The organism is Nocardia australiensis (genome assembly GCF_020733705.1).
GTDB classification, from domain to species: Bacteria; Actinomycetota; Actinomycetes; order Mycobacteriales; family Mycobacteriaceae; genus Nocardia; species Nocardia australiensis.
The window spans coordinates 3,191,392-3,214,169 of sequence record NZ_JAJFZM010000001.1 but is presented as its reverse complement, the minus strand read 5'-3'; the positions used below and the strand labels follow the sequence as shown (position 1 = coordinate 3,214,169).

Here is a 22,778-nt window from a genome sequence, read left to right as displayed (position 1 = left end):
TCAGCGTTCCTCTCGATAGGCGTCGACCAGCGCTTCCAGCCTGGGCACCAGCGCCGCGGGCGTCGGCAGGGTGTGGATCTCGTCGCGCAACCGCCGCGCGCCCGCGGCGAATGACGGATCCTCCAGCAATGCGCGGAGACTGTCGCGCAGCACTTGGGCGGTGAGCTTCTCCACCGGAACGCACAGGCCCGCGCCCGCCGCCTCGATGCCGTGGCCGCGCAACACGTCCCAGCCCTCCGCGACCATCAGCTGCGGCACACCGTGCACCTCGGCCGTGGAGCGGGTACCGCTGCCGCCGTGGTGGACGACGGCCGAACAGGTGGGCAGCAGATCGTTGAGCGGGACGAAGCCGACAGCGCGCACGTTGTCCGGTACCGGGATGGCCAGTCGCTCCGGGTCCAGTGTGGCGATCACCTCGCAGTCCAAGCTCGCCACCGCGTCGAATAGCTCGACTGGGCTCAACTCCCCGAGCACGGCGTCCAGGTGGTTGATCTGCCCATGCTTGCGGTCGGTCACGCCCAGTGTCAGGCAGACGCGGGGGCGCTCGGGCGGCGTGCGCAGCCAGTCCGGCACGACCGTCGGGCCGTTGTACGGGACGTAACGCAGGGACTCGTAGTGCAGCCCGGTTTCCAGCCGCATGCCGGGCGGAGTGACATCGACGGTGAACTGACCGGTGATCACCTTCTCGTCGAAGGACGATCCGTGCCGACCGAGGGTGTTCGACAGCCACTCGGCGGTCGGGTCCTCGCGGTGGCTCGAGGGCAGCTCCGCCGACATGCGCAGGAGGGTCTGCCGGGCGCGCAGGGCGCCGTCCGGGCCCCAGGTGAAACGGGCGTACGCGGCACCGACCACGCGGGCGGCGATACTCCCGGCGAAGGTAAAGGTCTCCGAGATGACCAGGTCGGGCCGCCAGTCCCGGACAAACGCCACCATCTCGTCCACCATCCGGTCGTCGTTCATGGTGGCGAACATCGCCGAACTCGCCATGTGCTCGAGGGCGAGCAGTCCGGTGTGCGTCCAGGTGTCGGTGCCCGCGTAGTCGAAGTCGCGCACGTGGTTGAGGCAGCCGGGGAAAATCGCATTGAGCAAGTCCGGCGCGTGCTCGTCGCTGAACCACTCGGCGGGCCCCGCCGTGACGGCGGTGAGCCCCGCGCCGGTGATGGTCGGCGCCATCGCCGCCTGGCTGACAACCCGAACCTCGTGCCCGGCCGCGCGCAGCGCCCAGGCCAGCGGAACCATGGAGTAGAAGTGCGTGGGCGCGGCGAAACAGGTCAGCACGACCTTCATACGAATACCAACTCTCTGATGGGCGTCGAATCCGCCGGTTACGACTGCACCAGCTCGGTGCGCAAGGACGCGACCGGCAGGTGGGCCAGACCACCGGTGGCCGGTGCGAGCGGGCGGTCCAGTGGGGCGCCCGTGGACACCAGACGCGGGTGGCGCCGAGCGATTGCGGTCAGGACCGCGTCAGCGGTGGCATCCACCAGTGGCAGGTCCAGCAAACGCGGCAACACAGTGGGGCTGGTGAGCACGGCCACCTGACTGTTGCCGGGAACCACCTCCCCGGCAATGGTCACCTCCGCGCTCGTGGTCGTCAGGTGCAGTCGCACGGGCGAGTACACCGCCCGAGTCCGCTCGACCGCACCTTCGACGTCCGGCCACTGACCGTCGGCGAGCAGCGCGGCGGCCGTGCGCGTGACCAGGTCGGCGGTGAGTCGTAGTGCGACTACCGCGAGGAAGAACGCGGGCGTGCGGGCGCACAGCGCGGCACGCAGGTCGTCGACCGCGGCGAGCATGCGCTCGGTGACCGCGGTCCCCTGCGGGCACAGAAGGTTGTCCAGCACCGGGGTCGCGCCGAGCAGGCTGTCCGGTTCCGCACCGAGCAGGTCCGCGTATGCCTTGGCGCACAACAGCTCTGCGGTGGGCACCAGGTCGGTCAGCTCGTCGGGTACGTCGGCCACCGGTGGCGCCGGCGCGTCGACCAGCGCGGTGACGTCCGCCGGGTCGGCGGGTTCGATGTCCTCGGCCGCGACCGCCATCACCCGGGTCCCGGTCGGGCGCCAGTCGGCCAGCCCGGTGCCGGCCGCGAGCAGCTCGGCCGCCTGCGCACCGCCGACCAGCACCGTTCCGGTCGCGCTGCGGGATATCGGATCCGTGCTCACCGACCGCGCGTCCCCCGGGTAACCGCGCAACAGCACCGCCAGCGGGTCCCCTTCCGCGGCTCGTACCCATTGCAGCCCGCGCACGAGCTGTAACCGTCGTCGTAGCCCACTGTCCACTCCGACCTCGCTTCCCGAGTGTCCACTTTCGATCTGCTCGGACGCTAACGCGGCAGCCTCCAAATCTGGTTGAAGTCGCATAGAGGCACGCTCGTAGATATCGAAAAAGCAGCAGTCATAAAAGTGAACCCGCCGCACCCGACTGCGGTGCGCGATGCCTCGGCATCGAAAGGCTGATTACCACGTAGATTCGCGACAATATAGGCGGAAAAATCACCCAACAAAACGTCTTCTACCAGGTCTTTAAATGCCATATAACCGATTGGAACGCACGATGCACTCCATTTTAAGATACATTTTTCTGACATTATCGATTCGATTTCTTATGTGCGCTGCGAAAAAATCCTCGTACCCTCTGCTGAGTCGCTGTATTCGCGGAGAAGGAATGGGGAAATAATGTCGTTAAACTTTCCGGCTCAGAAGCGGGTGAGAACCTCACGCAGCGCGCCGATCACCTTGTCCTGCACGTCCAACGGCAGCGAAGGGTACATCGGGAGCGAGAAGATCTCGTCCGCCAGCGCTTCGGTTACCGGCAGCGCCCCCTCGGCGTAGCCCAGCTTCGCGAAGCCGGGCATGGTGTGCACCGGCCAGCGGTAGCTGACGTTCAGCTGAATGTCGTAGTCCAGCAAGGCTTTCAGGATCTCGTCGCGACGCGGGTGGCGGACTACGTACAGATAGTACACGTGGTCGTTGCCGTCGGCCAGCGCGGGCAGACCGAGGTCGGTGTCCGCCAGGCCCTCGGCATAGCGGACGGCGACCGCGCGGCGACCCGCGATGTACTCGTCGAGCCTGCCGAGCTTGCGGCGCAGGATCTCCGCGTGCACCTCGTCCAGTCGGCTGTTGTGGCCCGGGGTCTCGACGACGTAGTACCGCTCTGCCATGCCGTAGTAACGCAGCCGACGCAACCGTTGCTCGATCTCCGCCGCCGCCGTGACGACGGCGCCGCCGTCGCCGTAGGCGCCGAGAACCTTTGTGGGATAGAAGGAGAACGCTCCCGCATCTCCCATGGTGCCCGCCATACGCCCGCGCTGACGAGCGCCGTGTGACTGCGCGCAATCCTCCAGGATCGAGAGTCCGTGCTCGGCCGCCAACCGCTCCAGCGGTGCCATATCGACGCACTGGCCGTACAGGTGCACCGGCACAACGCATTTGGTGCGCTCGGTGATCGCCGTGGCCACCTGCGCGGTGTCCATGAGGTAGTCCTCGGCGCGGATGTCCACGAACACCGGGGTCGCGTTCAGGGCGTCGATGGCCACGATGGTCGGCGCGGCGGTGTTGGACACCGTGATCACCTCGTCGCCGGGCCCGATACCCAGGGCTTGCAGGCCCAGCTTGATCGCGTTGGTGCCGTTGTCCACGCCCACCGCGTGCCGAAGTCCGTGGTACGCGGCGAATTCATGCTCGAACGAGCGAGTGCTCTCGCCGAACACGAGCTGGCCGGACCGGAAGACCTTGTCCACGGCGGCGAGAATGTCGTCGCGCTCGCGGTCGTATTCCGGGAGATAGTCCCACACAAGGGTAGCCAAGGATCAGTCCTCCGCAGTCGGGTCGATTCCCTTTCGGGTCTACCAATGGCAACTCGAACCTGGCTGGAGCCTGCGCTGGAGGGTCCTTCCGGCACCGACGGCTTGACACCACTTCTAGCCTGAGACCACTGAGAGGAGAAAGCCGTTGGCACACAACGAGATCAGGACAGCCGTAGTGCTGGGCGGCACGGGCTGGGTCGGCAGGCACCTGTGCGCGGCGCTGGCCGAACACGGCACGCGCGTGGTGGCGGTAGCTCGCAGCCGCACCGAGGGACTGCATTGCGATCGGTTCGCCGCGCTCGACCTGGCCACTGCGCCCGCCGCCACAACGGCAGACCTGTTGCACGAGGAATCGGCCGACCTCGTGGTCAACGCGACCGACGCCGCGAACGCGACCGACGGGTGGGACCGCACCGAGGCAGAACTGGTGCGGGCCAACGTTTCCCTGGTCGAACAAGTACTGCACGCGGTGCGGACGCAGCGCCGGCCGGTGCGATTGGTACACATCGGCACAATGCACGAGTATTCACCCGTCGCCTTCGGCACGCCGGTCGACGAATCCGTGCCGTGCGCGCCCGAATCCGCTTACGCGAGGACGAAACTCGCCGGTTCACAGGCGGTGCTGGAGGCTGCGCGAACCGGCGCGGTGGACGGCATGGTGCTGCGGGCGGTGAACGTGTGCGGGCCGCACCCGTCGCCGGCGAGCCTGCCGGGGAAGCTGGTGGCACTGCTCGTGGCGGGCGCGGTGCGGCTGCCGATCGCCGATGCGCACCGAGATTGGCTGGATGTCCGAGACCTCGCGCGCGCCGCAGTGGCAGCCGCGCAGCGGCCGGGCGTAACCGGGGTGGTCAACATCGGCAGCGGCCAGGCGGTGCCGATGCGTGAATTCGTGGAGATCTTCGTACGGGAGGCCGGGTTCCCGAGGTCGGTGGTGGAAGACACCTCCAGCGAGGTCCACAGCTACGGCGGGTCGTGGTTGCAGGCGGACGTGCGGAAGGCCGCCGACGTGCTCGACTGGAAACCCCGGTGGTCACTGGAGGAGTCCCTGCGGGACATGTGGGCGGCCCGGTAGCGGGCCCCCATTCGAGCAGACTCGCCGTCAGCCGACAACGCGGACGTTCGGGGTGTAGAGGATCCATTTGCCGCCGGCGGCGCTGAAACCGGTTTCCTTGGCCATGATCTCCTCGGCGTGATTCCACGCGAACAGCAGCGCGTAATCCGGGTAGGACTCCGCGAAGGCTTCGGCGGGCCGCACCGGTAGGTGCGCGCCGGGGGTCACCCGGTGCTGCTTGGCCGGGGTGGTGTCGCAGACGTAGCTCACCAGATCCGGGGTGATGCCGCAGTAGTTGGTGACCGTGGCGCTCTTGGCCGTGGCACCGTACCCGACGACGGTGGCGCCCTCGGCTTTCAGCTTGTGCAGCAACGCGATCAGATCGGTGCGGACGCCCCCGACCGCGGTGGCGAAGCCGTCGAGGGTGGCCGCGTCGTGCAGGCCACGCGCCGACTCCTCGGCCAGCAGGTCGGCGACGGCCGGGGTCGGCACGCGGGCACCCGTGCGGGCCAGGTTGTAGCGCACTTCGCCGCCGTGCACCGTCAGCCGTTCGACATCCACCAGTTCGAAGCCGAACCGCTGGGCCATGGCGTGCACCGAGGTGGCACTGAAGAAATAGAAGTGTTCGTCGTAGATCTGGTCGAACGAGGTGCGCTCGACGATCTCGCCCAGGTACGGGTCCTCGAACACGAACACGCCGCCCGGGGTGAGCAGCGCGTCCAGTCCGGCGAAGATCGAGTCGACGTAGGGGATGTGGCAGAACGTGTTGGCCGCGTAGACGACGTCGGCCGGGCCGTATTCAGCGCGCACAGCGGCCGCGGTGCCCGCCTCGAAGAACTCGGTGAGCACGTTGATGCCCTGTGCGCGGGCGTGGTCCGCGACCCGGCCCGAGGGCTCGACCCCGAGATGCCGCACCCCGGCCTTCGCGATCGTACGGAGCATGATGCCGTCGTTGCTGCCGAGTTCCACAATGAACGGATCGGCTCCGGTCAGTTCGTTTTCCAGGAATTTGTTCGCCGTATTCTCGAAATGTTCACACATTACCGAGGAACCCGACGAGAAATACGGATAATCGGTGTGGAACATCTTTACCCGAGGCACCTCCTCGAGCAATTGAACCATTGCACACGACTCGCATCGACCGACCGCGAGCCGGTAGAAGAACTCCTCATCGCCCTGTTCAGGGGCCCGGAAAGCATCCGATAACGGCTGCTGCCCGAAGTCGATGAACTCGATAACCACATCGCCACAGACTCGACATTCGACCATATCGCGAACTGTATCCACACTCTAGCGAAGAACGCTTTAATTCTGCTATAGCCCCGCTGCGCGAAACAATTCTGCGCACTAGCATCGCGATTGATCGAATTACTTTTACGGCCCGTTCCGATTGGGGAGAAGAAGCTTGTATGGACAGCAATGTTGCGGAGGCGCACGGCGAAGTCGTGGTCGCGGGCCTGATGGCGAACTACCTCGTCGACCCGCACGGGATCGATGACCGGGCACCTGCGCTGGGTTGGCGACTGATCTCGGCCGACCGTGCCGTCACTCAATCGGCATACCAGATCAGAGCCGCCTCGACTCCGCACTACCTCGAACTGGACCAGCCGGACCTGTGGGATTCCGGCACGACGGCATCGGATCAGCAGGTGGATATCGGATACGGCGGACGGCCGTTGTCCGCGCGCGAGCAGGTGTTCTGGCAGGTCCGGGTCTGGACTGACGATGATCGCGTATCGGCCTGGAGTCCGATCGCCCGCTGGGATATGGGCCTGCTCGAGCCGGCCGATTGGACGGCGGAATGGATCACCGACTCTGCGCCCACGCCCCGGAAGCAGCGACCATTACCGATCTTCGCCAAGCGTTTCACCACCGCGCCGGGCCAGCGGATCGAGCAGGCGCGCCTGTACGTGTCGGGGCTCGGCCTGTTCGAAGCGCGGCTCAACGGCCGCAAAGTCGGCGCGGACGTCCTGGTGCCGAGCATTACCGACTACCGCAAACGAGCGCTGTACCGGACCTACGATGTCGCGGAATACCTGCGCGCCGACGACAACGTCGTGGGACTGCTGGTCGGTAACGGCTTCTTCAATGTGCCCGAACGGGAAGGCCGCTACTGGGAGTCGGTGACCTGGAAGAACGGTCTCGGCGGCAGCGGAGAGACGGTCCGGCTGTCCGGCGAGCCGAAGGTTATCGCACAGTTGGAGATCCGCTATGCCGACGGGACACTCCAGCGGGTGTCCAGCGACGCCACCTGGCGGGTCGACGACGGGCCCCTCGACTTCTCGGGCTATTACGGGGGCGAGGACTACGACGCCCGCCGCTGGCAACCCGGCTGGGATCGGCCCGACGGCGACCACTCCGGGTGGCGATCCGCCGCCGTCACCGCTGACACTCCCGCGGCGCTCAGCGCGCAATTCGAACCCGCTGTGGTCGAGGCGCAGCGGCTACCCGCGGTCGCGATAACCGAACCCGAGCCCGACGTATACGTCTTCGATTTCGGCACGTCCTTCGTCGGATGGCCGCAGATCAACGTCGAAGGGCCCGCCGGGACGCGGATCGCGCTCTTTCCGGGCTGGTACCTCGACAACGGACGAGTCAGCCAGAGCGGCATGGTCGGGTGGGTGCCGAATGTCGTTGTCGCCGATCACTACACGTTGGCGGGCAACGGAGTCGAGACCTGGCATCCCCGCTTCACCTACCACGGATTCCGGTACCTCGAAATTCGCGGACTGCCGAACCGGCCGCTCCTTTCGAGCGTGACCGGGATCGCGGTGCGCGCCGCAACCGGCGCCACCGCCGAGTTCGACTGCTCCGACCAACTGCTGAACGACATAGACCGAATCGCCGATCGCAGCATGCAAAGCGCCATGATCGCGCCGACCATGCCCACCGATCCCAACCGGGAGAAGGCCGGCTGGCAGGCCGACCGCGGTGTCGCGCTCAGCAGTGTCCACCGCTACGACTTCGCCGCCTACAACCAAGCGATGCTGCGTGACGTCTTCGACGCGCAACGCCCGGACGGCGCCCTGCCCGGCATCGTCCCCGATCCCACCGATTTCTGGTACATCGGCGATATCAACTGGACCGGAGCGCCGATCGTGCAAGCCTATGAAAGCTACCGCCGCTACGGTGACACCGCGTCGCTACGACGCCACTATCCGGGAATGCGGCAATTCTTTCGGCTGCTGCAATCGCGCGAGCAGGACGGGATCTACCTGGCGGGCGAGTTCGCGGAAGGCTACTTCGGTGATTGGATGTACCCGGGCCAGCACTGGCAATATCCGTTCGACCCGGACAACGCCCACTTCACCCCACCCGAAATGACAGTGGCCTGGGGATATTGGCAAATCGCTACCGCCATGGCCGGCATCGCGCACGCCCTGAACCACCCCGACGACGCGCTCGAGTACCGGCGCAAAGCCGAGGCGATAGCAACCCGGTACCACCAGAAATTCTTCGACCCTGCCACTGCCACGTACGCGCGGGGGTCGCAGACAGCCACGGCTCTCGCCCTCGATATCGGCGCACCCCCGCAGGAATTGCGTGCACCGGTGCTGGCCACTCTCGTCGAGAACATCAGAGAATCCGGAAACCACCTCAACGCCGGGATGATCGGACTGGTCGCGATTGTCCGTGTCCTCACCGACGCCGGCCGGCACGACGTTCTCTACGACGTCGCTGTCCAAACCAGCTACCCCAGCTACGGATACTGGCTCGAGCACGGTGCCACCGCACTACCGGAAAGCTGGGAATGGAACGGCCGCGAAGGCGTGGCAGACCTGAATATCCTCGGCGGATTGACCTCGTGGTTCACCCGTGGCCTCGCCGGAATTCAGCCGGACCCCGACGCGGTCGCCTTCGACAGGATCCGCATCGCCCCCGCCATTGTCGGCTCGCTGACAACGGTGACCGCGACGATCCGGACCGTCCGCGGGAAGATCGTCAGCCGCTGGCACCGCGACGGCACCGCAGTGACTTTGGACGTCGTCGTACCAGCGAACAGCACCGCCACCGTCGTGGTACCCCTGCTGCGGAAAAACGCGGAAATCAAAGCTGCCGAGGAGACGCGACTAATCGACCGGAACGAAAAGCATGCCACCTACCGGACCGGATCCGGAGCATGGACGTTTACCCAGCACTGAGCGCTTGATTTCGTCGTGAACCGAGTGGCCGGCCGTCACGAACCCGCGCTCAACCGCTCGGCCTCCGCGATGGCACTGGCCAGGCTGCGCTCGACGAACCGGAGCAGCACCTGCAACTCCTCCTCGGTGAAATCGGCCAGGTCACGGTGGGTCTGGGCGGTCAGGCCCGCGTAGTAGGAACTGGCTCGCTCCAACCCTTCGGGAGTGGGCACGACCACGACCTTGCGCCGGTCCTTGGGGTCGGGCGCGCGGGTGACGCAGCCCGCCGCCTCCAGCCGGTCGACCATGCGCGTGGCCGAACCCGCCGTGAGGCCCACGCGGGCGGCCAGCGCGCCGGGCGTGGTCGGCCCGCTCTGCTGGAGTGCGTGCAGACAGTGGAAGTCGGTCATGATCACGCCCATCCGGGCCGCGACCAGGCTGTTGATCCGGATCAGCTGCTGAAGCCAGTCCGGCAGCAGCTCCAGCAATGCGCTGACCTGTGGTTTCTCCTGCTGTCCCATAGTCATGTGACACGACCCGATCCGTGGAAGTATCCTTGCGTCGCACAACTTTCACGCTGCACAATATTTCCGGTACACAATATCACCGCTACACAATAGTGCGGCGAGCAGTAGTTGCCCCACGCAAGGTCATTCGCGACCGCAGGATAAGCAAGGAGTTGGTCCTACTGTCTGGACGAACGCAAGTTCCCCGCCTGCAGGCCACATTCATTCCCGCCGAGAACGCCTTCGCCTGGTGGGGGCCCGACGACCTGGACGCGGCCGTGCGCGAACACGGCCTGCCTACCGGACGGGTCGCGACCTGTTCGCTGGCCGCACCCGAGGGCGACGTGGTTGTCGCCGCCGACCGGGACGTCCGGCTCATCGATCTGAACGAGGCCGTGCCCGCCCTGATCGCGCTGGACCGGCGGGCGAAGGTAGGCAAGTCGGTCAGGAACTGGCAGGCGGCCGCCCGGCTGTTGGACGGCGACGGCGCGGCCAACGACGCCGACTTCGCCGACCTGGCCGACCGGATGCCCGTCGCCGCGCACGCCGTGACGAATCAGGAGGGTGCGGCGGTCGCCGCCCCGGCGGCGCTGCTGACCCAGTTCCGCCGGGCGGCGAACACCACGGCCACCCTGGACGCCACGGCGGTGGACGCCCAACTGCGCCCCTACCAGGTGCACGGCGTGGCCTGGCTCAACTCGCGCCCCGAACTCGGCACCGGCGGCGTCCTGGCCGACGAGATGGGCCTCGGCAAGACACTCCAGGCCATCTGCCTGCTGGCGATCCGCCGCTCCGAGCGCCCGCACCTGGTGGTCTGCCCGACCTCGCTGATCGGCAACTGGCGGCGCGAACTCGCGCGCTTCTCCCCTACCTCCCCGGTGCTCCGCTACCACGGCAGCACCCGCGACCTGCCGGAGCAGTGGGAACCGGGCACCGTCGTGATCACCAGCTACCCAGTGCTGCGCAGCGACAAGCCGCTGCTGGACACCGCCTGGGACATCGTCGTGCTGGACGAGGCCCAGCAGATCAAGAATCCGGACGCGCAGGCCAGCCGGGCTGCCGCGCGGCTGACTGCGACCGTGCGGATCGCCATGACCGGCACCCCGGTGGAGAACCGGCTCGACGAGCTGTGGTCGATCTTCAACGTGACCAACCCGGGACTGCTTGGCACCCGCGGACGGTTCCGGCAGCGGTTCGTCGCGCCGATCGAACAACGCCGCTCCGCACCCGCCGCCGCCGCACTCAACGCCCTGGTGCGCCCGCATATGCTGCGCCGCACCAAGGCCCTGGTCGCCGCCGAACTGCCGCCCAAGCAGTACACCTCGATGATCTGCACCCTCACCGACGAGCAGGTGCGGCTGTACCGGGAGGCCACGGACCGGGCGTTCAACCAGGGCCTGGGCAGCGGTATCGGGCGCAGCGGCCGGGTGCTGGCGCTGCTGACCGCGCTCAAGCAGATCTGCAACCACCCGGCGCACTACCTCGAGGACGGCCCCGCGGGTCCCGGCCGGTCCGGCAAGTTCGACCGGGCCACCGAGATGTTGTCCGAGATCGTCGACGACGGCGACCGCGCCCTGGTATTCACCCAGTACCGCATCATGGGCGAGCTGCTGTCGGCGTCGCTCGGCAAGACGCTGGGCACCGGCCCGGTGCCGTTTCTGCACGGGGGGCTCTCCGGCGACAAGCGGGACGAGATGGTTCGTGCGTTCCAGGAGGACGACGACTCGCCGCCGGTGCTGCTGCTGAGTCTGCGCGCGGCCGGGTTCGGGCTCAATCTGACCCGAGCCGCGCACGTGATGCACTACGACCGCTGGTGGAACCCGGCCGTCGAGGAGCAGGCCACCGACCGTGCCCACCGCATCGGCCAGCAGCGCACGCTCAACGTGTACACGCTGGTCTCCGGCGGCACGATCGAGGACCACATAGCGCAGATGCACGACGCCAAGCGCGGGGTCGCCGACGTCGTCGTCGGCGGTGACACCGAGGCCGCGCTCGCCAAGCTGTCCGACGACGAACTGCACGCCGTCCTCGACCTCGACTTGGGAGCGATCTCGTGATTCCCGCCGAATTCGGCGCCACCCCCTGGGGGCGCTGCTGGACCCGCACCGTCGAGACCACCGCCACCGCGGTCCCCAACCCGTTGCTGCCCAAGGCGCGCAGCATCGCCCGCAACCACGGCGCCACGCTGACCACCGAGGTCGGCGTGGTCACCGCGAAGGTGGTCGTGTCGGGCGCCGAGTCCACTGTCCGGATCGAGCTGCCACCGTGGCCCGAGGAGACCAAGCACGACGCCGAGCGGCTGATCGCGAAGTCGCTGGCGGCCAACCCCGGCCTGGCCACCGGCGACCTGCCGGACAGTCTCGAGGCCGAGTTCACTGCCGCGGGCATCACTTTCGCAGTTCCGCTGGCCGAGCAGGTCGCGACCTGCGACTGCCGGACCCGCAAGCGGCCGTGCGTGCACATCCTCGCCGGCCTGTACGCGCTATCGATGCGGGTGGACGAGCGACCGCGGCTGGCAGTGGAGCTGCGGATGGACAGTGCGGCGGCGGCCGAGGACGCCGACCCGGACTGGATCCCGCTGACCGACCTGGATCCAGCGACCTTCTACGGCTGATCGAGCCGGCCCGGTCGCCCGTGCGGGGCGATTGGGCCTGGTCTCAAGCCGTGATGCCCAGCGCGTGCCGGAAGAAGCCGGTCGGGTCGTACGCGGCCTTGACCCGTCGCAGGCGCGGGTAGTTGTCCTTGTAGTACAGGTCGTGCCAGGCCGATTCCGACGTGTTCCAGTACGGATCGGCCAGGTCGGTGTCCGGGTAGTTGATATATGACCCGTCTGCCTGCCCGTTCAGGTCCGGGACGCCGCCGCTGCCCGCGTACAGATCGCGGTAGAACGACCGGATCCAGGCGATGTGCCGGTCTTCCCCGGTCGGGTCGGTCCAATTGTTCAGGTAGAACGCCTTCAGTACCGAGTCACGCTGCGCGGTGGCAGTGGCATCGGGTGCCACCGCCGACGCTTGCCCGCCGTACGCGGCGAGGATGACCCCGGCGGTCGGGTTGTCGTACGCGTCGTCGGTCAGGTAGCGGTAGATGACGTCGATCTGCTCGTCGGTGTACCGCCGCCGCAGGTAGGCGGCCTTGCATTTCGCCCGCTGTCCATAGACGTCGCCGCGCATCCGGGGCCACAGCATCGACCGCAGCCACGGTCGCTGCCGCACGTCATGGCGGTAATCGACACCGACACCTTCATTGAGCGCGTCGAGGTAATCCGACAGCATCTGCTCGGCGGCGTCGGCGGTCGCGTCCACCTGGGTGAGCAGGGCGATGGTATTCGTCTGGGCACGCAGCACCGTAAGGATGGAGAACAGCGCATTCTCCGGCATGCCCGGCGCACTGTGCTGTTCGTGCCAACGGCCGTGGTTGGCCAGCAGCCGGCGAAAGGACTCCGGTGTCAGGTCCGACCACGACCAGGACGTCAGGCCGTCCAGCACCTCGGCAGGCGGTTGCGGCAGCAGCCCCGCCGGGTCGTCGCCTATGGCCTCCGGCGCACGCATCCAGTACTTGGTGACCACACCGAAATTCCCACCGCCGCAACCGGTGTGCGCCCACCAGAGATCGTGGTGCGGGTCGGCCGGATCCCGGGTGGCAACGACAGTCCGGGCCGTTCCCGCCGCGTCCACGGTGACGACCTCGACCGCGTACAGGTGATCGACGACGCAACCGTGTGCGCGAGTCAACGGCCCATAGCCGCCGCCGAGGATGTGCCCGCCGGCGCCGACCGTGTACTCCAGGCCGGCCGGGATGGTGACGCCCCAGCCCTTGAGCAAACTGCGGTAGACCTCGCCGAGCAGCGCGCCCGGCTCGATGGCGAACGCCCGCATCCGTGGGTCGTAGTCCACCCGGTTCAGCCGCGAAAGGTCCAGCAGCACCTCGGTTTCCGGCGAGTCGACGAAGTCCTCCAGACAGTGGCCCCCGCTGCGTACCGCCAATCGTGCGCCGGTGTCGGCCGCCGACTGCACCGCCGCCACCACTTCCCCCGGTGTGGCGGGCACGTGGACGATGCGCGGCGTGCAGCGGAAGCGGCCGTTGGCGGCCGTCGTCACCTCGGCGTACCGGGGGTCCGCGGGGGTGATGGCGGTGCGATCGAGCATGCCGGTCATCGGCGCACCAGGTTCATCGGGAGCTTCTTGGTGCCGTTGAAGTCCTTGGGGTCGTGGAACACGATCTCCTCGTCCTCGGCCACCCGGAAGTCCTCGAACCGCTCGAACAGGGCGGTCAGCGCGATGCGGACCTCCTGCCGGGCCAGCGGTGCGCCGAGACAGAAGTGGATGCCCTTGCCGAAGGCCAGATGCCGCGCCTGCTTGCGATGGATGTCGAACACATCCGGTTCGACGAACTCGGTCTCGTCGCGCATGGTCGAGACCAGCGACGCGCTGACCAGCGAGCCCTTCGGGATCAGCCGGCCGCCCAGCTCGACGTCGGTGAGCGCGCGGCGGTCCACCCACACCAGCGGCGATCGGTAGCGCATAACCTCTTCGATCGTCGGCGCCAGCAACGCGGGCTCGGCGCGCAGCCGCTGGACCAGACCCGGGTTCTCGTCCAAGCACAGCAACGCATTGGTGAGCACAGTGCTGGTGGTGAGGTGCCCGGCGATGAGCAGCAGCGCGAGGAACCCGAGGATCTCGAAGTCGTCCAGTTTGCGGCCGTTCAGCTCCGCGTCCAGCAGGTCACCGATCATGCCCTCTTTGTCGGAGCGGCGGTAGGAGTCGACGTGGCTGAGCAGATACTGGTTCATTTCCCGGATGGACGGCGCCATCGCGGCCACACCCTCCTCGCTGAACAGCGCGTCCACTCCGTTGTCCACCAGCAGGGCGTCCGCCCACTTGCGGAACAGATACCGGTCGGTCACGGGCAGGCCCATCACCTCGGCGATGACGATCACCGGCAGCGGGGCCGCCAGCTCGGCCACGATGTCGACCCGCTCCTGGCCACGTTCCAGCGTCGCGTCCAGCAGTTCCGCCGCGACCTGCTTCACCCTGGGCACCAGGCTCTGCACGAACTTCGGCGTGAACCCCTGGGTGACCAGTCCGCGCAGCTCCTTGTGCCGAGGCTCGTCCATCGCCTGGAAGTTGCCCTTGCTGAAGTTGCGTAGCTCCTCGTGGTCCGGAATGAACTCGCTGAGGTCGTTGGAAAAGACCTCGAAGTCGGAGATCACCCGCAGCCCGTCGACGTAGCGCAGCACCTCCCAGCGGCCGGTCGGCTCGTCGAACCGGACCGGCTCGTGCACACGGCCGTGTGCGTAGTCGTCCATGATCGCGCGCAGTTTCGGAGAGATGTGCGGACCGCCCATGGGTCAGACCTCCTGGGTGAGTGCGAGGGCGAGCTGGCGGTAGAACGCGAGCACGCCGGGTTCCTTGGGGCTCAGGTGACCCCGCTCGATGAAGCGGGAGTTGAGGGTGCGCTGCACCGCCTCCATGCCGGCCTGGTCCTCGGCGTTGATGACGCTGGTGATCGACTCGATCTCCTTGCGCATCCCCTCGAGGGAGACGTGCTCCAGCGCCTGGCGAGGTACCAGGGTGCCGCCCCGGACCTGGGTGCGGTCCAGCGACAGCGGGATGATGCTGATCCAGGCCACGGACTCGCCGAAGGTCGCCACCGCACCGCAAGGGAAGAGCCGATAGCTGTACATGATGGACCGCTCGGCCTCGGTGAGCGGCAGGATCGGCGCCTCGAACGGGGTCCCCGCGGCGCTGAGCAGCCGGGTCACCCACGGCGAGTCCAGATGCACGGTCATGTCGATGCCGCCGGTCATCAGCGGGCGCACGGTCTCCGGGTGCAGGCCGATGGCGTGGTAGTTCTCGTACCCGTTCTCGACCGCGACCTTCCAGTTGCAGGCCCACTCCTCGGTCCAGTGGCTCACCTGGACCATGTCGTCCAGCCGGTAATTGGTCATCTCGGTCTCGACGATGGCCAGATCCGGTTCGAACGAGCGGGCACCGGCGTCGAGGTTGACGAACACCAGGCCGTGCCACTCGCGCACCGCGAAACCGGGCAGGCGGCAGGTGGCCGGGTCGAAGTCGGGGTTGTCGCGCATGTAGGTGGCCGCGCGCAGCGAGCCGTCCAGGTTGTAGCGCCACAGGTGGTAGGAGCAGGTGAAGTCCTGCACCGTGCCCTCGCCCGGTTCCACCAGCGGCATCGCCCGGTGGCGGCACACCGGCGACATGCCGTGTAGCTGCCCGTCCTGGCCTCGGGTGATCGCCACCGGCTCGCCGGCGATGGACAGCGCCACGTAGTCGCCGGGCGCGGCCAGCTGGTCGGTGTGCGCGACCATGATCCAGGAGCGGTGGAAGATCTGCTCCCGCTCCAGCTCGTACACCTCCGGCGAGGTGAACATCTGTGGCGGCAGACTTATCGCGGGCGGTTCGGGCTCTGCGTAGCCGCGGACGTCGGCCAGCAGCTCGGCCACCGACTGGTCAGGGGCGGGTCCGGTTCGGACGATTGTGTTCACTGCGGTCTCTTTTCGATTCAGTCGGTGGGCGAGAGGGCGCCCAGCGCCGCCCACGCCGCGTCGTCCATCCACGGCGGGATACCGACCTCGCCGTTGGTGCCCTTCTCGACGAAGGCGATATTGCGGTACGCCCGCACCCCCACCACGTCCCGCTGGGTCACCGTCGGGGTGCCGCCGGGGGTGTGCTCGTGGTAGTGCAGGTCGTCCACCAGCCGTTTGATCAGGCCGATGGAGGTGTCGGGACCCGCCGACGGGCCCTCGGTGCCACCCATGTGGGGGATGTAGGCGGTCTGCATGTCCTCGATGACATAGAGCCCGCCCGGACGCACATACGGGAACAGCGCGTCGAACGAGGTCCGCACATGCTCGTTCTCGTGGCTGCCGTCGTCGATGACGATGTCGAACGGCCCGTACTCTCGCGCCAGCGCGGTCAGCGCCGCCGGGTTGCTCTGGTCACAGACCAGCGCGGTCTGCCGGGGCTCGTTCAGCGCGGACTTGTCGAACAGGTCGATACCGAACACCTGCCCCCGGTGGAAGTACCGCTTCCACATCCGCAGCGAGCCACCGCCCAGGTCGCCGTCGAAACCGCCGATGCCGATCTCCAGGAGGCGCACCGGCTCGTCGCGGTACGGGGCGAACTCGCGTTCGTAGTGCCCGGTGTACCAGTGGAAGCTGGCCCACTTGTCCGAACCGGATGACGAGCACAGCGCGCCCAGTTCGTGGCGCGGGATGGTCAGCCCGGTCATCAGCGCGCCGGAGGCCAGGCTGGTCGAGACGACCAGGCCGGGCAACCGGGACAGATCGTCGGGGCGGCTGGGCAGGAAGACGTCGCTGAAGTCCCCGGTTCGGCGCTGGTCGGGTCGGCCGTAGACGCGGCGGAGCAGGTGTGTCAGCGACATGCCCAGCTCGCGGGTGATCTCGGCCGGTGCTTCGCCGGCCGACGTCGTGATGCGCTCGCTGCCGACGCAATGGAACACCACGCGGCGGGTCTCGGTGTCGTGCGTGAGGTCCAGTGCGATGTCCACCGGCTCCGGGTTGGTCGGCACCGAGGCGCGCAACAGCACCTCGTCGACCAAGGCAGCGAGCACCGCGTCCACGCCCTCTTCTTTGACCAGCAAGGAGATTTCCGCGTCCGACGTCGTGCCGGCGCGCAGCAGGCGGTCCAGCAGTCCGCTCATGACTGCTCGGTCTGCTTGTTCCAGATCGCCAGCTGGTCGAAGGCGTCGGGGCGGGCCAGCGGGATCACCTCGAACTTCAGGTGCGGGCTGACCGGGTTGTCGTACAGCACGCTCAGCAGCTCCTCGTGCGAGGCCACGTCGTAGATGTTGAGCCCGCCGGACGCACCGACCCGGATCCAGCTGTGCACGATGGTGCCTTTCTCCACCAAGGCCCGCGTGTAGGCGAAGCCCTCGCCGAGACGCTCGCGGAACTCCTTCGCCTCCCCCGGGGCCGGGGCCTGCGTGGCCAGGACGGCAAACAAAGCCATGGTTGCTCCTTCGCTTCTGTCTGTTCAGGTTTCGGGGACGCGGCTAGTGCGTCAGCTGGGCGCTGTGCCGGGCAGCGGCGGCGACCAGGGTTTCCACGACCTCGCCGGGGCTGGGCTCGGCGAGCATCCGGTCCCGCAGAGCCTGCGCACCGGCGCGGAGCGCGGGCTCTGCGAGCAGCCGCAGCACGCCCTCCCGCAGTCGGCTCCCGGTCAGCTCGTGCGGCGGCAGGTATATGCCCGCACCCAGATCGCTGAGCCGTTGGGCGCGGTAGACGTTGTCCCACATGCCGGCGACCACCAGCTGCGGCACGCCGTACACGGCCGCGGTGGACCAGGTACCCGCGCCACCGTGATGGATGATCGCCGCGCAGGTGGGCATCAGGGCGTGCAGCGGCACGAAGTCCACCACCCGCGTGTTGTCGGGCACCGGGCCGATCTCGGCCACCTGGGCTGCATTGAGCGTGGCTACGATCTCCACGTCCAGGTCCGCGACCGCGTCGAAGAGTTCTGCCGGGGAAATCAGGTTCGGGTAGTTCATGTCCCGCGAGGTGATGCCCAGGGTCAGACAGATCCGCGGCCGAGCGGGCGTTTCCCGCAGCCAATCGGGCACCTCGGACACGCCGTTGTAGGGCACGTACCGCATGGGCACGGACTCACTGTCGCTGGGCACCCGCACGCCCTCGGGCATCTGGTCGATGGTGAAGCACCCGGTGACGACCCGCTCGTCGTAGTCGAGGCCGTGTCGAGCGAGGGTCCAGGTCAGCCATTCCTCGAGGGCGTCGTCGCGCAGCTCCGGTGGCAACGCGGCGGTTTCCGCCCGGAATCCCGCCCTGGACAGACCGAACAGGTCCGGCCCCCACAGCAGCCGGGCGCCCGCAGTACCGCAGGCGCGGGCGGCGACCCCACCCGCGAACGAGAACGGCTCCCAGATCACCAGGTCCGGCTGCCACCAGCGGGCGTAGGCGACCAGGTCGTCCACCATGGAGTCGTTGTTGGCCTGGGCGTAGAACGTCGCGGTGAGCAGGGAGTTGGCGGCCTTGCGGTCGCGCGGGCCGCCGCGCTCACCGGTGAAGTCGATGTCCCGGTAGAAGCCGGTGAGCTCGTCCCCCAGGTCGCGCACGATCTCATGATGGGTGTGGTCGGTCCCGACCGGGACGGCGGTCAGCCCGGCCTGGGTGATCGCTCGGGTGAGCGCGGGCTGGCTGGCGAAGCGCACCTCGTGCCCGGCCGCGCGCAGCGCCCAGGCCAGCGGCACGGTCCCGTTGAAGTGCGCTTCTACCGCGAGGGACGTCATGAGTACACGCATTGCGGGCAGCTCCTCGTCAGTGGGTTGTCGGGGAATTCGAGTCGGCGACCGGCAGGCGGACCAAAGCGCCCGTCACCGGTGCACGCAGTCGTCGCACTTCCGCGCCGTCGAGGCGCAGCCGCGGAAAGCGGACCGCCACGGCGGCTAGTACGGTCGCCGCCGCACCGCGGGTGAACGCCGCGATCCGGGGCACACCGCGCAGGCCGATCCCGGCCGCGCCGATATGCACGACGACCTCGTCGCCCGCCGCGATCGGTTCCGCACCGAGTCGCAGGTCTTCGCGGGCCACCCTGCGGTCCAGCCGCATCGGCGGGTGCTCGGCGAGCACGCCGTCCAGAATCGCGCCGGCCGCCGCGGGATCGGCGGACAACGCCTGCCAGCGCGCCGGGTCGGCGAGCAGCACATGCGCCGCCGCCGCGGCCAGCGTCGCCGTGAGCTCCACGCCAAGGGTGGACAGGAGTAGGGCACTGTCCGGTACCAGCGTCCGCAAGCCGGCGCAGGCGGCGATGACCGCACGGGCGTCGGCCAGTCGGGGCGCGCAGAGCACCGCGTCCACCGCCGGTCCGGCCGCAACGGCGTACCCGGTGTATGCGGCCAGGTCTGCGCCCGGCACGGTCAGCACCTGCGCGGCCAGCCCGGCCACCGCCGGACGCAGTACGTCACGCACCAGGTCGAACCGGGCGCCGAGCCCGTCGAGCGGCACGCCGCCGGTAGGGGCCGGCGCGGTCCAGGCCGTCTCGGGGAACGGGTCCACATCCGCCAGCACATGCCCGGACGGCAGCTCGGTTCCGAGGCGCGGATCGGTGAGCACGCGCGCGGCGAGTTCCGGATCGCTGACCACCCAGGCACCGGGTCGGCTGCGGTACACCGGCCCTCGCTCCTTGATCCGGGCGGTGAGCGCCGGGGTGTCCTCGTTCTCGGCACGGAGCAACGCGGCGTATGGGTCGCCACCGTGTGCGAACAGGAAGTGCATCCCGCGCTCGGTCAGCAACCGCCGGCCCAGGTCGGTGTCCGTCCGGGTCATATCGAAGCCGGGGTGCTTCATGCCGCCTCCTGCTCAGTGGTTTGTCGAATACCGCAGTGGCCCTGCTCGGTCAGGACCATCGCGGCGTTGAAGCCGCCGTGACCGCGGGCCACGACCAGCGCCACCGCCAACGGCAGCGCTCTGGTCTCGGTCACCAGGTCCAGTTCGTACTCAGGGACCGGATCGGTGACACCGGCAGTGGCCGGGATATGGCCGTGGCGCATCGCCAGCAGCGCGGTGGCGACGTCGAGCGCCGCACCGCCGCTGCTGAGCCGACCGGTCATGGTCTTGGGCGCGGTCACCGGAACCCCGTGCGGGCCGAACACCGCGCGCAGCGCGTCGGCCTCTACCCGGTCCAGGTCCGGCGTGCCCGCCGCATCGGCGAATACGACGTCCACTTCGGCCGGCGCGAGCCCGGCGTCCGCCAACGCGCCCTCGATGGCGCGGCGCAGCGTGGACGGCCGCCCGGAGCACGGCGGCGGGTCGAAAGTGGCCGCGTAGCCCGCCACCTCGCCGTACCAGGACACCGCGCCGCGCGCCGTCGCGGCTTCCGCCGACTCCATGACGAACAGTGCCCCGCCGTCGCCGGGCACATGGCCGGAGGCGGCGGCGTCGAACGGCAGATAGGCGCGCGCGGGGTCGCCGGAAGTACTGATCCGGCCACTGGTGAGCTGGGCAACCCAGCCCCAGGGCGAGAGCGAGCCGTCCACGGCCCCGCATACCATCGCCGGCTGCCCCGCGCGCACCCGCCGCCGAGCCAGGGCCAGGGCGTCCAGCCCGCCCGCTTGCTCGGTCACTAATACGCCGCCGGGACCGCGCATGCCGTGCCGGATGGAGATCTGCCCGGTGTTCACCGCGTAGAACCAGGCGAACGACTGGTAGGCGCTGACGTGCTGCGGCCCCTTGCGCCAGAGCTTGTCCAGCTCGCGGTGGCCGAATTCGAAGCCGCCCGCCGAGCTCGCCGTCACCACGCCGACATCGAATCCGGCCAGCACCGAACCCGCCACCGCCGAGTCCGCCAGCGCGTGATCGGCGGCCACCAGCGACAACTGCGTCATCCGGTCGGTCTGCGGCAGCAGTCGGCCGGGCAGATGGTCCGCGGCGGTGAATCCGGTGACCTCCCCGGCCAGGGTGGCCGAGTAGCCGGACGGGTCGAACGCCGTGATCCGCCCGATCTTTCGTTGCCCCGCAAGGGTGTTCGCCCAGTGCTCCCCCGCGTCCAGACCAGTCGGGGCGATCACGCCCATGCCGGTGATAACCGTCCTCATGCGACTTTTCGCAAGATCATGGCGCTCTGGAAGCCGCCGAAACCGCTGCCCACGGTCAGCACCGTGTCGAGCGGCACCTCGCGGGCGGTCAGCGGCACATAGTCCAGGTCGCAGTCCGGGTCCGGCTCGTGCAGGTTCGCCGTGGGCGGCACCAGGCCGTCGCGGATCGCCAGCGCACACGCGGCGACCTCCAGCGAACCGATGGCACCCAGCGAGTGGCCGACCATCGACTTGATGGAGCTGACCGGCGTGCGGTACGCATGCTCACCGAGGCTGCGCTTGAACGCGGCCGTCTCATGCCGGTCGTTCTGCACGGTGCCGGAGCCGTGGGCGTTGATGTAGTCCACGTCCTCGGCGTTCACCCGGGCCTGGCCCATGGCCGCCCGGATCGCCTCGGCCATCTCCACACCGTCGGGGCGCAGGCCGGTCATGTGGTAGGCGTTGCAGCGCGAGGCATACCCGACGACTTCGACATAGATCTGCGCGCCGCGGCGGCGAGCGTGTTCGTACTCCTCGAACACGAACATCGCCGAGCCCTCGCCGAGTACGAAACCGTTGCGGGTGCGGTCGAATGGCCGGGACGCGTGCTCCGGGTCGTCATTGCGCGGCGTGGTGGCCTTGATCGCGTCGAAGCAGGCCAGGGTGATCGGCGAGATCGGCGCATCGGTGGCGCCGCCCACCACCACGTCGGCCGAGCCCTCGGCGATCAGTTCGACCGCGTGCCCTACCGAGTCCAGCCCGGAGGTGCAGCCCGTGGACACGGTGGACACCGGGCCCTCGGCACCCAGTTCCCAGGCCACCTCGGTCGCCAGGGAACTGGGTACGAAGTGGTTGTACAGGTGCTGGACCGCGTAGGCCTCATCGACGTTCCAGTGCTGCCCGCCGTTGGACACCACCACGTACTCCTGCTCCAGGCCCATCGTGCAACCGACCGCGCTGCCGACCACCACACCGGTGCGGGCCGGGTCGAGCTCGGCCGGGTCCAGACCGCTGTCGGACAGGCACTCACGCGCGCTGATCACAGCCAGCTGCGCGGCCCGGTCCATCCGCCGGATCTGTTGCGGGGTAAGACCTTCGGCCACCGGATCGAAATCACACTCGGCAGCCACCTGCGAGCGGAACCGCCCGGCGTCGAACGAGGTGATCCGCCGCGTCGCGGTGCGGCCGGACGACAGCAGATCCCAGAACGGCTTGGCACCGGTGCCACCGGGCGCGACGACCCCGATGCCGGTCATGACGACACGACGTTTCATCTTTCAGACATCCTTAACGGTTGCGGGCCGGCCTCAGGCCTTGACGAACTCCAGCCTCGGCTCGTAAAGGTTGGCGACGTTGGTCGCCCGCGCCCGAATTTCCTTGGCGTGGTCGGCGAAACCGGGCGCGGCGATGGCGTCCCGCCACGACTGGACGTCGGTCCACAGCGCGATATTCACGTACTCGTTCGCCCGCGCGGAGTCCACGTGCTTCGACAAGGTGAACCGGAGGAAACCCGGCTGTGCGGCCATGAACTCCGAGATGTCTGCGAACACCCGCTCGAATTCCAGCGGGTCGCTGGTCACGGTGAAGGTGTTCACGAAGGTCACGACCCCCTTGCCGGTGGCGTCGTAGCGGTCCTTGGCGGTCTGGGCGGATGTTGTCATCGTGCTGCTCCTGAGATCGTTTCCTGGTGCCACCAACGGTGCGCCGAGCGCCTCGTACCCGGCTAAATT

The 22,778-nt window shown here is 68.3% G+C and carries 19 protein-coding genes; 4 read left to right on the top strand and 15 right to left on the bottom strand.

Annotated elements, in window-relative coordinates:
• The 3 genes from LKE06_RS14585 to LKE06_RS14575 form a co-directional block, all read right to left on the bottom strand.
• Window positions 1-1,287, bottom strand: a complete 1,287-nt coding sequence (locus tag LKE06_RS14585) for an activator-dependent family glycosyltransferase (RefSeq protein WP_227999175.1) — start codon at window positions 1,285-1,287, stop codon at window positions 1-3.
• 38 nt (window positions 1,288-1,325) lie between these two features.
• Window positions 1,326-2,360, bottom strand: a complete 1,035-nt coding sequence (locus tag LKE06_RS14580) for a cytochrome P450 family protein (RefSeq protein WP_227999174.1) — start codon at window positions 2,358-2,360, stop codon at window positions 1,326-1,328.
• 335 nt (window positions 2,361-2,695) lie between these two features.
• Window positions 2,696-3,805, bottom strand: coding sequence for a DegT/DnrJ/EryC1/StrS family aminotransferase (locus LKE06_RS14575; protein ID WP_227999173.1), 1,110 nt, complete (start codon window positions 3,803-3,805; stop codon window positions 2,696-2,698).
• Window positions 3,806-3,950: 145 nt separating this feature from the next.
• Here LKE06_RS14575 and LKE06_RS14570 point away from each other — a divergent pair, with 145 nt between their 5' ends.
• Entirely contained in the window at window positions 3,951-4,877 is a 927-nt protein-coding gene (locus LKE06_RS14570; protein WP_227999172.1) for an NAD-dependent epimerase/dehydratase family protein, read from the top strand.
• Window positions 4,878-4,904: 27 nt separating this feature from the next.
• On the opposite strand, the gene LKE06_RS14565 is transcribed toward LKE06_RS14570, so the two are convergent.
• Window positions 4,905-6,125, bottom strand: a complete 1,221-nt coding sequence (locus LKE06_RS14565; protein WP_227999171.1) for a class I SAM-dependent methyltransferase — start codon at window positions 6,123-6,125, stop codon at window positions 4,905-4,907.
• Window positions 6,126-6,265: 140 nt separating this feature from the next.
• On the opposite strand from LKE06_RS14565, the gene LKE06_RS14560 reads away from it, so the two are divergent.
• Window positions 6,266-8,998 carry a family 78 glycoside hydrolase catalytic domain gene (locus tag LKE06_RS14560; protein WP_227999170.1) on the top strand — a complete coding sequence of 911 codons (2,733 nt, stop codon included), beginning with the start codon at window positions 6,266-6,268 and terminating at the stop codon, window positions 8,996-8,998.
• A 35-nt stretch (window positions 8,999-9,033) separates the two neighbouring features.
• On the opposite strand, the gene LKE06_RS14555 is transcribed toward LKE06_RS14560, so the two are convergent.
• Entirely contained in the window at window positions 9,034-9,504 is a 471-nt protein-coding gene (locus LKE06_RS14555; RefSeq protein ID WP_227999169.1) for a MarR family winged helix-turn-helix transcriptional regulator, read from the bottom strand.
• Window positions 9,505-9,656: 152 nt separating this feature from the next.
• Between LKE06_RS14555 and LKE06_RS14550 the strand changes: the two genes are divergently transcribed.
• Both LKE06_RS14550 and LKE06_RS14545 read left to right on the top strand, forming a co-directional pair.
• A complete protein-coding gene (locus LKE06_RS14550) occupies window positions 9,657-11,540 on the top strand; it encodes a DEAD/DEAH box helicase (protein ID WP_227999168.1) in 1,884 nt (627 codons plus the stop codon).
• Window positions 11,537-12,097, top strand: a complete 561-nt coding sequence (locus LKE06_RS14545; protein WP_227999167.1) for an SWIM zinc finger family protein — start codon at window positions 11,537-11,539, stop codon at window positions 12,095-12,097. The genes LKE06_RS14550 and LKE06_RS14545 overlap by 4 nt, the downstream gene beginning before the upstream one ends.
• A gap of 43 nt (window positions 12,098-12,140) precedes the next feature.
• On the opposite strand, the gene LKE06_RS14540 is transcribed toward LKE06_RS14545, so the two are convergent.
• The 10 genes from LKE06_RS14540 to LKE06_RS14495 are packed head-to-tail and all read right to left on the bottom strand — an operon-like array spanning window position 12,141 to window position 22,709.
• A complete protein-coding gene (locus tag LKE06_RS14540) occupies window positions 12,141-13,637 on the bottom strand; it encodes an FAD-binding oxidoreductase (RefSeq protein WP_227999166.1) in 1,497 nt (498 codons plus the stop codon).
• Window positions 13,634-14,827 (bottom strand): cytochrome P450, encoded by a 1,194-nt coding sequence (locus LKE06_RS14535; protein WP_227999165.1) that lies wholly within the window; start codon window positions 14,825-14,827, stop codon window positions 13,634-13,636. The genes LKE06_RS14540 and LKE06_RS14535 overlap by 4 nt, the downstream gene beginning before the upstream one ends.
• 3 nt (window positions 14,828-14,830) lie before the next feature.
• Window positions 14,831-15,985 carry an aromatic ring-hydroxylating oxygenase subunit alpha gene (locus tag LKE06_RS14530; RefSeq protein ID WP_227999164.1) on the bottom strand — a complete coding sequence of 385 codons (1,155 nt, stop codon included), beginning with the start codon at window positions 15,983-15,985 and terminating at the stop codon, window positions 14,831-14,833.
• A 17-nt stretch (window positions 15,986-16,002) separates the two neighbouring features.
• Window positions 16,003-17,163, bottom strand: coding sequence for a class I SAM-dependent methyltransferase (locus LKE06_RS14525; protein WP_227999163.1), 1,161 nt, complete (start codon window positions 17,161-17,163; stop codon window positions 16,003-16,005).
• Window positions 17,160-17,471: a muconolactone Delta-isomerase family protein gene (locus LKE06_RS14520; RefSeq protein WP_227999162.1), complete on the bottom strand. Its 312-nt coding sequence runs from the start codon at window positions 17,469-17,471 to the stop codon at window positions 17,160-17,162. Before LKE06_RS14520 ends, LKE06_RS14525 begins: the two co-directional genes overlap by 4 nt.
• A 43-nt stretch (window positions 17,472-17,514) precedes the next feature.
• Window positions 17,515-18,777, bottom strand: a complete 1,263-nt coding sequence (locus tag LKE06_RS14515; protein ID WP_227999161.1) for an activator-dependent family glycosyltransferase — start codon at window positions 18,775-18,777, stop codon at window positions 17,515-17,517.
• 16 nt (window positions 18,778-18,793) lie between these two features.
• The gene (locus tag LKE06_RS14510; protein WP_227999160.1) at window positions 18,794-19,822 is read right to left on the bottom strand and encodes a cytochrome P450 family protein; all 1,029 of its coding nucleotides are present in this window, start codon (window positions 19,820-19,822) and stop codon (window positions 18,794-18,796) included.
• Entirely contained in the window at window positions 19,819-21,069 is a 1,251-nt protein-coding gene (locus LKE06_RS14505) for a ketosynthase chain-length factor (protein ID WP_227999159.1), read from the bottom strand. Before LKE06_RS14505 ends, LKE06_RS14510 begins: the two co-directional genes overlap by 4 nt.
• A complete protein-coding gene (locus LKE06_RS14500; RefSeq protein ID WP_227999158.1) occupies window positions 21,066-22,322 on the bottom strand; it encodes a beta-ketoacyl-[acyl-carrier-protein] synthase family protein in 1,257 nt (418 codons plus the stop codon). The genes LKE06_RS14505 and LKE06_RS14500 overlap by 4 nt, the downstream gene beginning before the upstream one ends.
• 33 nt (window positions 22,323-22,355) lie before the next feature.
• Window positions 22,356-22,709 carry an antibiotic biosynthesis monooxygenase family protein gene (locus LKE06_RS14495; protein WP_227999157.1) on the bottom strand — a complete coding sequence of 118 codons (354 nt, stop codon included), beginning with the start codon at window positions 22,707-22,709 and terminating at the stop codon, window positions 22,356-22,358.
• Between the last annotated feature and the right edge of the window lie 69 nt (window positions 22,710-22,778).